Raw genomic sequence first — 10,930 nt, 5'->3', positions numbered from 1 at the left:
ACAGCAATGCATCTGACTTTACACCCCATCAAAGAAGCCACTCACATGCATGCACTGAAATGGACCTTATCGTAGCAAAAAGATAGGGAGCCATGGCTCCCTATCTCCGTGTCTTTCGTGGAAGACGCTGGCTACGGCACGTTTTCAGATTAGCTGTTTTTTCTGATTTCGACGACGCCGCGAGAACCCCGCCAGCCCAGCCAAGCCGCTGCCAAGGAGCAACAAAGTTGCCGGCTCAGGCACCGCATAAGCCCTCGCAGGGTCACTGCTTTGGGCTCCAAAGATGACAGTTTGATTATCATTATTTTTGACGTTCCACGGATGGTAGCGATCCCCCTCATAGATGTTTCTGAACTTGAGATCCGCCCGATGGTTTTTCAAAGCGGTGGTGAAATAGTCACCGTTCAAGAGACTAGCCCAAGCCCCATCGGCACCATCAATGACGTTGTCCCCGTTCACGTCGGCAACATCGCCGAAGGAATTGGCTAATCCGGTAAAGTATAGTAGCCGGGTGGACCGATTGTTGGAACTACAGTACCTGTAACCGTCACGTCCGGATCAGGAACAATCGCGCCGGGAACAAGGGTGATCCTCGCCAGCAGAATGCCGTCCGTAAAACCAGGATATTGAAAATCACCAGCTCGCGCTGTAGGGGGAGAGCCTGCAAGGTTGACCATCGTACCGGCACCGGGTAGGTCTGGTTCATCCCAGTAGAGCCACAGCTCGCCACCGGTGCTATTGAAAGGAGGTCCACCCGGCTTCGCTTTGATGCCACCAAAAATGCCGGTGATCTGCCCACCGTCACTGACCCGGCTCGTCCAAATCGGCGGATCAGAAGGATCGAAGTTTTGGGGATCGCCTGTCGTGTCTCCAACAGCTATTGTGCTGACAATAAAAATACCCCAGTTGCCTTCATGATTACCTGATGGCGACACAATCTGGTTAGTAGGGCTGAGCTGCTCTGCATTGTCAAATTTAATGTACAATGGACCCAGCGGCGGCATATACGGCGCCGCAAAGGCGCTCACGGCCACGCCGATGCTCACCGCCACCATGGCGAACACTTGAAGATATTTTTTCATGCATTTTCCTCCTTTGCGCGAAAAACTTGAGAAAAAAGGTCTCATCGAGCGGCTCGACACCCCACGTCCTTGGGGTCAGCCCGAATGCTCACCCACGCAGAACAAACTCTCTTCTTCTCCACACACATGATTCCTGCCTCCTTTTCAGCACAAGCCCCAGAACCCAATCCCTTTGGCATACACGATTTTGCATTTTCCGTGCCGATATGGTTCGCGACGCACTCGTGTTATTTCACGTGCGATGGCAAGGGGTTAGGGGAGCACTGTGCGGGGTGCGTCCCAAAGGTCCCGAATGCTATGAAAGACATTACTCTTTTCAAGTGAATTCTTTTGCACATCTTGGAACTTTTCTGCACACCGAAAATTTCGATGCCAGCAAAAGACGAAGACATCAAGGAGATCCATTCAAGTGTCCCAGGAACCCGCTTTTAAAATGAGGTGCACCGGCCCCGGCGCCAAGCCTTGCTCCATGAAGCTCAAGCCCTGGCAGGCTTACTCCCGAAGAGGCCGGAGGCGCCCCTGGATCGGTCTTTCCTTTCTCGAGGAGGAACCCGGCGAGGGGTTGCCCCAAAAGGGCGTCCCAACCTGTGGAGGTGCGCCGCCATTCGGCCGTGGTTGACAAGGTGGAAGAGCGAGAGCGGCTGAAGGCCGCCGCCCCGGAAAAAGGGCCGCAGGTTCCAGGCCAGGAAGCTTCCTGTAACGGCTGTGGCGTAGAAGATTGGGTTCTTTGAGAAGAGCCGTATTTTGGGAGCCAAAACCTTTGTGCGGATTGCCTTTGAGAGGTATTTTTTCACTGTGTGCCAAAAATTGCGAGGTGTGCGGCGGGCTCTGTGGGTCCAAAGTGTTCAGCCGCCGTGGAGGCTCAGACCCGCGCCGTGACGAGCTTTTCGAACCCAAGGCAATGCTTGTTGGAAACTTGAAAGGCATCGCGGAAAGCGGCGTTTCGCCGGCAAAAAGCACCGAGGTGCCTTACCGGAGCGCCACGGCGCCTTTTTTCCCTGCGGCCCTCGGCGCTTTTTCGGCCGGCGTGGTTGCCGCGTGCTGCCATGTCAAAATGGCCGGCGCGGCGGGTCCAAGGAAAACGAAATGCCGGCTACGGCTACATGGCCCGTTTTCGTGCGCTGTTTACAGTTTGAGAAGTTTTTGCACAGCATGGCGTGCCAGAAGCATCGGCGGCATGCGCAGCCAGTGGGAACGCACAAAAAGAAATCCGCGGGCAACCTGCGTTTCGAGCCCTGTCTTGGAAAGCGCTCCGCCGCGAAGGGCCCTTGTGCAGGACCACATCAGCATACGCCTGGAAAAAGACACGGCCAAACCCATGCGGCTGAAGCGTTCCATCACCCATGGGGGAACGGGTGCGCCCATAAGGCTTTGAGCCGCCCAGCAGGCGTAAAAACAGGGGCGCACCGTCCCCAAGGCGGCCGCCCGATGGACAAACCGGGGCCAGAAGTCCCCGTCCCGGGAAAATTCTTCCATGAGGCTGTGAGCATCCACGACATCGCGAAGGCCGCCCCAGACCACCCCGTCCTGAAACACATGCACCGCGTTGTGGATGAGCATGTCTTCCGGACTGAGCACCCAAAACCCTCTAAGCTTTGACGGCCGAACCCTTCGCCACAGGTCATGGACGTTCAACGGCATGCGGCCCATGGGCGGCAGCAGATTGTGGTGCACATCCACCACGCTGCCGCGGTCCTTGTGCCGCAGAGGGGGAAGCTCATGCATCCAGGCGCGGTAATAGCGCTGATCATAGGGAAGGTCCTTGACGGGTTCCCATCCTTTGCTGAGAAGCGCCTGTTCCACCGCAGGCAGGACCTCTTTGGGAACCAAAATGTCCACATCCGATGAAAGACGCCCCAGGGAGGCATCGAGATTTTCCGCGCCATAGGCGGCGCCCTTCAGCAAAATGATGGGAATATGGAGGCCTTGAAGGGCCCATCGCAGGCGGTCCGCTTCCCATAAAAGCGCCCGGTGATGCGCTTCGGCCACGCGGACGGCGGCCTCGAGATGCCGCTGTACGCGCGGCGAAACGGCTTCCAAAAGGCCGCCCAAGGACATGAGGCATGCCAGACGCGCCAGAAGCTGACTTTTTCTGGCCACGGGCATGAGCACATTCCTGAGGGGCAACGAAAAATCCTTGGCCATTTCCGGGCATTTCAGAGCCCGAAGAAGGGTATTGAGAATCTCCTCTGCTCTCCTCTCGCCACAACGCATCATTCGGCTTTCGCCTCTTGGGCTCGCATGGAAAACGGCGCCGAGGCCCACAGCCCCCAGCGCTCGAAAAAATGAACGGAAGGTGTTCGCGTTCCTCAGCACATGCCGCGCCCGGGGAGGTTTTGAGGACACAAGCATTCGTTAAACCATCGCAGCCCTTGGTCGGTATCCCCATAGCAAAAATCCAGGGCCTCCGCCTCTTCCACCACAAGGGCCAGCGTTTCAAAGCCGTCACGGCCCAGAACCGCATAGTTGAAGGCGTTGTCCGCCAGAGCCAAAAGCGCTCGGCTGCGCACCACCCGGTGAACGGTCAAGGACGCTTCGGCACGGTATCGAGGAAACACCACGTAGGATATTTTGGCCGATTCGTGCATGCGCGCCACCGCTTCCGAGGGCGGTTTGACGTAAGCCATGTCTTCCCCCGTAATCCGGTTGCGGCATACGGTTTTCATGTAGAGATGCGGAAAGAGATGGCGTACGACGCCGATGGCACCGCCTTTGAGCGAGATGGGGCGCGGCAAAGGGTACACTCGCGCCGTGCCGGGCTCGATCAACGCAAACTCATCGGAAAAAAGCCGCCACCCACAGCCCGTCAAGAGCGCACACAGGGTGCTCTTTCCCGATTCCGGCTTGGCCGCCAAAAGACGCGCTCTTCCGCCCTTTTCCACGACCGCCGCGTGCACCAAAAGCCAGGTGTGCGCGTGCCCGGCCAGGCACCAGTTGAGACCCCATTCAAAAAGGGGGACGGCCATGTCCAATGGATACGGATGAAAAGGGCGAAACGCGTCCCAGGCAAAAAAGACCTGGGGACGAAACCAGCGCCGAAAAAGCCGGGGCCGCTCGATGGCTACGTGAAAATCCGCAAAATCGCCTTCTTCATGGACCGGAAAATCGGCATAGAAACCATGCAGGAAACGAACAAGAGAATGGATCGTCGTTTTGACGCCCAGGCGGAACGGGCCCACATCGAAAAAAAACCTTCCCGCCCGGGCCAGGAAGGTCAGTCTGTCCAAGGAAAAATGGGAAACGCTCAGCAAAGCGCCTTTTCGATCAATCCCGCCTCGTCCATGGCTTCAAGAAGCGCCGCCACCGACGCCGCCGCCTCTTGGGGGGACATCTCCCGACTTACCTGCTCCACAAGCTCCTGCCCCGTTCGAGGAGCCGACTCCACCAAGGCCAAGACCCGTTGGGCCAGAGGGCTCAAGACGTGCACATCACCGGAGGGTTCATGATAGACAACCAGCTCGTCCCACAGCCGCCGCGCTTGAGCATCGTTTCGGCCCCGCCAGACCCCGTCGGCATGGTGGGCGCCTTCAGCCTTATTTTTTCCTAGGTTCGCCACGCTTCTTGGACCCGGCTACTGTGTCGTCATCGTCGGTAGGGGGCTCCGCGTTCTGGGATTGGGCGTTCCCGAACATCCCGACAGATTCCCCGAGCCATTCTGAGTATCACCCAGCACCGTTCGGCTCTTGAGAGTGATCATGAGCGGAAGGCCCACCATCAGAGAACCGCGAAGAAACAGCCGCCGGCTCGGTTCCCCCGTAACCTCCACAATGCGATCCGATTCCGTGGCCAATGCATTCCTCCCCTTCACCCTTATCCGCCCTGCTTCCTCCACGAGCCTCTTTCTCCAACACAACCCCTGCTGAAAACACGCCCGAGTACTTCAGTAATTAGCAATAAAAATGCCAGAACCTTGAGACGACCAGACCGTGAAATCCTTTGGTATTGCTCTGTTTATCAAGGCCCTTGAAATGCCCCTTGCTCCTGTGGGCAATCCATGAGCCTTTTGGTGAATTCCATTGCGCAAATTGTGCGCAAAGTCTTGCACACTCCCGCCAAGGACGCTTGGAACGCCCAACCCGTGCGTCGTGGCGGCACGCCGTTCCGGGCTCCAAGCCCTTCCTGACGGCCGGTACCCTTTGAAAAGCCCGACACTCCACCGACGCTCTCCTGCCCTGGAACACGCTCGTCAAAGGCCCTTCGAGAATCCCTTGGGCCCGTTGACCCCCGAGCCCCTGCAGCCGGTCACCAGGCCGCATTGGCCCAAGATCCTGACTGAGAACTCCTTTTGGCCGCTTAAAGGCTTGAAACTCTCAACAACTTACAAAGCCACCCATGACCAGCCTTGGCTTTTGGGGACAAGCTTGGAGCGTTGCCTTCCATAAAAAATTCAAAGGGTCGCGGCGCGGATTTGGTAGAGGCCGCGAACGGAGGCGACCGGCTCACCCGAGGTGTCCTGAATGTCCGCTTCCACCACAAAGTCGGCCTTGCCGTGCGTGTCCAGATCTCCTTGAATGCGATGGATCTCTTCCTGAGAAAGCCCGGCTTCAATGAAGGCGTCCGTAGTGACGCGTTTTCGGTACCGAATGGTCATTTCCTTGGCCAAAGGGAAATATTTTCGAGGATCAAAGGTGGCGTAACACAAGGCCCCGCCGGGAATTTCGCCCAAAGTGAAAAGAGCTCCGGCGTACATGCTGCCCACATGATTCTGGTTGCCGTCAAAGGGCATGCGCAGCTTCACATAACCGGGACGCAGCTCAAGAACCTGCAGGCCGGATCGCTGAACAAAAGGAATCGCCGTTTCGATCATGCGCCAAATGTCGTCCATGAGCATTGGGAAATCCTTTTCGTCAGTCGGAAGTCCGAACTCGGAAGTCCGAAGTCGGAAGTGGTGAGTGGTGCGTCGGGGGGGGTCGGGAAGTGCAAGGCATGAGGTGCAAGGGCGCAGGCGATGCGACTGATGGGTTTTTGGGGCATGGGACGGACATCCTTGCACGCGATGGCGCGCGCCTCAAAAGCCAAACGTTCGAGGCAAGCCGGTCGCTGTTCCCTGGGCCGATTCAGCGAAGGATCGTGGGCGATTCCCAAAACGTCCATGGTAAAGCCCTCACGTGGCATCGCCCCTTGGGGGACGGCGGCGCAGACGGCCCGCCGGGCACACAGCCACCAGCTGGCGCCGTTCCAGAATCATCCAATCGGCCTGCCATTCCCTGTGGTCGCCGAAAAGAAAGGCGTCTTCGATGCGCAGGGAATCCTGGTCAAAGCCGTCCAATATCCCTTCCACCTCTTCGCCCGTCGCCAAATGAAACAACAAGCGCCGGCCGATGACTTCATGCAGGAACGTGCGACGCCCCCCCTCCTGGGGCACGGCTCCTTCCGCGGACCGGTCGCGAGGGGAATCCTCACCGGCTTTTTCCGCTTCCTTTTGGACCACGGTGATGATGGTCTTGCCGTCTTTTTTTTCCACCACAATGCCGGACATTGACGGGCCTCGAAACTGGAAGTCATAAATCGTGCTCGGCAGCGCTCTGGAGGCTCCATGCAGCGCCCGCCCGCGCCGCCCGGGCGCTCCCCAATCCTCACAAAAGCCGGTCCGAGAATGCCTTTCTGTAACGTTCGTGCGGGCCCTTTTGTGCCGACGGAGGGGCCGCCTTCATCACCTTGTCGCCTCCTTGGAAGGGACCAGCTTCTGCCGCTCCGCCCATCAGCAAGGGCGGGGAGGCCGTCCCTTCGAAAAGGTGGGCGCGCAACGGGGCTTCATCCGCGCGTCAAAACCCTCGCACAGCATGCGCGGACAAGCTCCCGGCTTCAGAAACACTCAACCACGATGAACGCCACCCTGTCAAGATGCGGTGGGCTCCACAGGTCCCGGTTCGGGTGCGTAAAACCGTGCCCGAGAATTCGGCCCACCACAGCCCGCAAGCGATCGGCGCCTTGGTGAAACCTTACCGACGGCGCGGGCGGAAACGCTCCCCCATGAAGCGCATCGACGGAGTGAAAAACAAACTTTAACCTTTTCGCCGAAGGGTACCTGCCCGTTTGAAGGCTTTCAAAAGACCTTTGGGGCTCCCCTATAAGGGACATGTTCATTCGATGCGAGGCGCATCGTCCGTGTTTTCTGCCATGGGACGGTCCACGTGCAGCCTTTCCCGTCACGACAAGGGCGAGATGGTGCATCGACAAGGGCTTTCGCACGGTCAGCCGAAGGGCAGGTGGTCAAAGGAGAAGCGCGAGGCATGGAAAACGCAAGGCGTCCCCAGCCGGATTTGAACCGGCGTTGCCGGCGTGAAAGGCCGGTGTCCTGGACCTGGCTAGACGATGGGGACGCAATGTTCGCGCTCTATAGCAGTGGATTCCGCGAAGTGTCAAGCATTTTTGGTGGGCCGTGCAGGATTCGAACCTGCGACTCTCTGCTTAAAAGGCAGATACTCTACCGACTGAGTTAACGGCCCTTTAAAAAACCGGGCGGCGCCCAAAACCGCGCTTTCCTAACACGAACCCCTTGGCGTGTCAAGGCGCAATGTGGCGGCTTTTGGAATGTTCAACCCATTGGGATTATAAGGAAATCAGTTTAAAGGAACGGTCCCTTGACCGAGCGGAAACCCTGTGGCCTTGCACAATTTCTCCCCCTCTGCCGTCAGGACCGTACCATCATCCGTTTTCATCGCTTCGGCGGGATCTTTCCCGGAACACGAGGCGCACGGGCGTTTTCTCCATGGCAAAGGCTTCCCGAAACTGGTTGGTGAGGAACCGTTCATAGGAAAAATGGATTTTTTCCGGTTCGTTACAGAAGACCACAAAAGTGGGAGGTCGCGTGGAAGCCTGGGTGGCGTAATAGAATTTCAGGCGACGCCCCGAAACCAACGGCGGCTCGTGCTTGGCGATCACGCTGGAAAGCACCCGGTTCACCATACCCGTGGTCACCCGTTTGTTGAACTGGTCAAAGATTTCCAACACCAGAGGAAACACGCGGGAAATTCTCTTTTTGTGCAGGGCGCTCATGGTGAGGATGGGCGCATAGGGAAGAAACCGAAACCGATCCCGCACCTCTTCCAGAAACCGCCGCAAGAATTTGGGATCCTTGGGCACACCGTCCCATTTGTTTACGGCAATAAGGCAGCCGCGGCCTCGTTCCTGCACGTAGCCGCCCACGTGCAGGTCCTGATCGGTGACCCCTTCCAGAGCGTCCACCAAAAGGATCACCACGTGGCTCCGGTCAATACCTTCCAGCGCCTTGACGACGCTCAGTTTTTCCAGCTTTTGCCGCGTTCGGCCTTTTCGCCGAATGCCGGCCGTGTCGATGAGCAGAAATTTTCGGCCCAGGGCTTCCACCGGCGTATCCACGGCATCGCGCGTCGTTCCCGGCTCCGCGCTCACAATCACCCGCTCTTCCCCCAGCAGGGCGTTGACCAACGTGGATTTTCCCGTATTCGGCCGGCCCACCACAGCCACACGAATCTCGGGATCCGCGTCTTCCGCGTCGTCCGTCCATCGGGCCGGAAGGACTTCCGTGACCGCCTCCATCAGCTCATGCACCCCCAGTCCGTGGGCGGCACTGATGGGATAAATCCTTTCCACACCCAAGGCATAAAATTCCGCAGCGTGCACCTCCTGTTCCCGGCCGTCCACCTTATTAACAGCGTAAAAGACGGGTTTTTGGGATTTTCGCAGCAATGCCACCAGTTCTCGGTCGTCAGGGTGCACTCCGGTGCGAGCGTCCGCCACAAAGAGGATGACATCGGCTTCTTCCAAAGCCAGAAGCACCTGACGGCGCGTCTGCTCGGCAAAGGCGCCCGCTTCCGGGTCCGTAAAACCGCCTGTATCCATGAGAATGAAGCGTCGATCACCGTATTCAACGGGTGCGGACAGTCGGTCCCGCGTCACGCCGGGATGGTCGTCCACCAGAGCGTGTCGTTTTCGGCACAGGCGGTTGAACAACGTGGATTTGCCCACGTTGGGGCGTCCCACAATGGCCACCACGGCCATACGTTCTCACTCCTGATGCAACAGCAGCCGAACGGGTCGCCCGCTGTGGAGAGCGCGCTTCACGAGGCGTCCGATTCGCCCGCTGAATCGAGGCGGTCGGCCGCGCGTGCGCGCCAGTTCGCTTTTGAGTTCCGTTTTCACGGTTTGGCATTCATCTTCTTCAAAGATGCGGCACGGATTGGGCCGGTGCCGATGAATGGCGCAAAAGCTGCGCCCTGCGCGGCGGTCATGCAGAAGAAACGGACAGAACCGATGCCCGTACCCCAGACCCTGCCCGAAAACAAAGCGCCAGGCATCGGGTGGATGGTTCGGGTCGGGAAAGTCGGGAAAACCACTGCAGATTTCGCAGCACAGTCCGCAGTGATCGCAATAGGTTTCAATGCGCACTCGATCCGGGCCGTCATCCAGGCCGTAGCCCACGGAAGCCGAATGCGGAACGCCCGAGGAAACCTTTCCATTACCGACAAGCTCCTGAAACCAGCGGATTCGTTCCCACACCACCGTGGCCCACTGGGCCGTCCGCCGTGCGCTGGTGGTGCGCATGCCGTTTTCGTCCAAAAGCATTCCCAGATTACGCTCCAGAAAGTAGAGCGGAAACAGCGGGTTACGAAGGTATTTTACAAGACGTCGTCCTTGACGTGGTGTCACGACTCTTTTCATCTTTCGGCCTGTGTTTGCCAAGCGATAGGCATGCAGCATCAAAGCGGGCCGTCCTGCCCGACGTTTCAGTAACCTGTCCGAAAGGCCCTTTTTCTGGCGTTCGTGCAGGCTTGCCTGTCCCAACCCAAGGACCAGGTTTTCGCGCCTGAGCTTCGGCAAACGCCCGGCAGGAGGTTCTTGCATAAGCTCGGGCATCGGAACGGCTCGATCCGCGCACAGGAACCCCCGGTGGGCCCTTGCCAAGGAGCACCACCATCGCAGTGGATTCCTCGATAGGTTTCCCCGAAACCCTGCCACCTGCGGACCAGCTCCTACTGAGCTTGTCCGAGAATGATTTGGTCCCGCTCTCTCGCCGCAAGGCTATAGGAGCGCCGCAAGGCACGAAAGAAATCGCGCCTTGCGACGCTCCTATAGCATGCAACACCATCGCTCCCACAGGGTCATTCTCGCCCACGCTTCTATGACCCCACGGTTCCGGCATGGATTTCCGCTTCCGAAGGGCGCACGTAAAGCGGCATTACCCGCATGGGATTCGTGTCGGCGTCCCTGGCCAGGCGCCGCTGGGCGCATTGACCGACAAATCCAGCGCGCACCGTGTGAAATCCCGAACCGGGATCCACAATCAAATCGCCGGCAACTTGACGAAAAACGTCTCGGTACAAAAGGAAACCGTCTCCGCAACACAGGGTCTTTTCCCTAAGCCATTGGGCCGCCTGGTGAGGGCTCAACACGGACGGCGGCCTTTCTTCCCTTAAGAACCCTTGCCCATCGGGCCGGTACAGGGCAGCGTAGACTTCGTGCTTTCGAGCGTCCATCACCGGGCACACCGAAAGGGACGCCACAGCCAAAGGGGCCGCCAAAGCTTCCAGGGACGGCACCCCCACCAGAGGTCTTTCCAAAGCCCAGGCCATGGCCTTGAGCGTGCTCAAGCCGATGCGAATACCGGTAAAGCTTCCGGGTCCGGTGGTCACCGCAAAAGCGTCCACGTCTTCCAGAACCCAGCCGGCATCGGCGAGCAGGCGATCCACACCTTCCAAAAGACGCCGGTTGTGCGTGCGGCTGGAAAGAAGGGTCCATTCCGCCGTCAGCACGTCGCCGTCCAGCAGCGCCACGCTGCCGGACGCCGTGGATGTGTCCACTGCAAGGATCTTCACGCCACAGCCTTTCATCAGGTCTCACGCCGCGGACCTTCGCCGTCATGTCGC

At 58.6% G+C, this 10,930-nt stretch carries 12 protein-coding genes and 2 tRNA genes; 1 reads left to right on the top strand and 13 read right to left on the bottom strand.

Going from position 1 to position 10,930, the window contains the following annotated elements:
• Window positions 1-144 precede the first annotated feature (144 nt).
• Window positions 145-243: a PEP-CTERM sorting domain-containing protein gene (locus tag ACUVSA_RS09085; RefSeq protein ID WP_445894567.1), complete on the bottom strand. Its 99-nt coding sequence runs from the start codon at window positions 241-243 to the stop codon at window positions 145-147.
• A 48-nt stretch (window positions 244-291) separates the two neighbouring features.
• Between ACUVSA_RS09085 and ACUVSA_RS09080 the strand changes: the two genes are divergently transcribed.
• Window positions 292-489 (top strand): hypothetical protein, encoded by a 198-nt coding sequence (locus ACUVSA_RS09080; protein ID WP_445894568.1) that lies wholly within the window; start codon window positions 292-294, stop codon window positions 487-489.
• Here ACUVSA_RS09080 and ACUVSA_RS09075 read toward each other — a convergent pair.
• The 12 genes from ACUVSA_RS09075 to tsaB form a co-directional block, all read right to left on the bottom strand.
• A complete protein-coding gene (locus ACUVSA_RS09075; protein ID WP_445894562.1) occupies window positions 486-1,082 on the bottom strand; it encodes a hypothetical protein in 597 nt (198 codons plus the stop codon). The genes ACUVSA_RS09080 and ACUVSA_RS09075 overlap by 4 nt on opposite strands.
• Window positions 1,083-2,207: 1,125 nt before the next feature.
• Window positions 2,208-3,299 carry a nucleotidyltransferase domain-containing protein gene (locus tag ACUVSA_RS09070; RefSeq protein ID WP_445894561.1) on the bottom strand — a complete coding sequence of 364 codons (1,092 nt, stop codon included), beginning with the start codon at window positions 3,297-3,299 and terminating at the stop codon, window positions 2,208-2,210.
• Between the two features lie 92 nt (window positions 3,300-3,391).
• A complete protein-coding gene (locus ACUVSA_RS09065) occupies window positions 3,392-4,309 on the bottom strand; it encodes an HprK-related kinase A (protein ID WP_445894560.1) in 918 nt (305 codons plus the stop codon).
• Between the two features lie 17 nt (window positions 4,310-4,326).
• Complete coding sequence (locus ACUVSA_RS09060; protein WP_445894559.1) at window positions 4,327-4,638, bottom strand: HPr-rel-A system PqqD family peptide chaperone; 312 nt, start codon at window positions 4,636-4,638, stop codon at window positions 4,327-4,329.
• A gap of 15 nt (window positions 4,639-4,653) precedes the next feature.
• The gene (locus tag ACUVSA_RS09055) at window positions 4,654-4,890 is read right to left on the bottom strand and encodes a hypothetical protein (protein ID WP_445894558.1); all 237 of its coding nucleotides are present in this window, start codon (window positions 4,888-4,890) and stop codon (window positions 4,654-4,656) included.
• 579 nt (window positions 4,891-5,469) lie between these two features.
• On the bottom strand, window positions 5,470-5,907 hold the full coding sequence (locus ACUVSA_RS09050; RefSeq protein ID WP_445894557.1) for a PaaI family thioesterase: 438 nt from the start codon (window positions 5,905-5,907) through the stop codon (window positions 5,470-5,472).
• Between the two features lie 279 nt (window positions 5,908-6,186).
• Window positions 6,187-6,561 (bottom strand): hypothetical protein, encoded by a 375-nt coding sequence (locus ACUVSA_RS09045; RefSeq protein WP_445894556.1) that lies wholly within the window; start codon window positions 6,559-6,561, stop codon window positions 6,187-6,189.
• A 769-nt stretch (window positions 6,562-7,330) separates the two neighbouring features.
• Window positions 7,331-7,405, bottom strand: a tRNA-Glu gene (locus ACUVSA_RS09040).
• A 50-nt stretch (window positions 7,406-7,455) separates the two neighbouring features.
• Window positions 7,456-7,531, bottom strand: a tRNA-Lys gene (locus ACUVSA_RS09035).
• A 199-nt stretch (window positions 7,532-7,730) separates the two neighbouring features.
• The gene (der, locus tag ACUVSA_RS09030; RefSeq protein ID WP_445894555.1) at window positions 7,731-9,065 is read right to left on the bottom strand and encodes a ribosome biogenesis GTPase Der; all 1,335 of its coding nucleotides are present in this window, start codon (window positions 9,063-9,065) and stop codon (window positions 7,731-7,733) included.
• Window positions 9,066-9,071: 6 nt separating this feature from the next.
• A complete protein-coding gene (locus tag ACUVSA_RS09025; protein ID WP_445894554.1) occupies window positions 9,072-9,884 on the bottom strand; it encodes a hypothetical protein in 813 nt (270 codons plus the stop codon).
• 299 nt (window positions 9,885-10,183) lie between these two features.
• A complete protein-coding gene (tsaB, locus tag ACUVSA_RS09020; protein WP_445893231.1) occupies window positions 10,184-10,879 on the bottom strand; it encodes a tRNA (adenosine(37)-N6)-threonylcarbamoyltransferase complex dimerization subunit type 1 TsaB in 696 nt (231 codons plus the stop codon).
• Window positions 10,880-10,930: the final 51 nt, after the last annotated feature.

The organism is Desulfosoma sp. (assembly GCF_052743555.1).
Note: the sequence above shows the minus strand (reverse complement) of the source record. Positions and strands in the feature narration are given on the sequence as shown.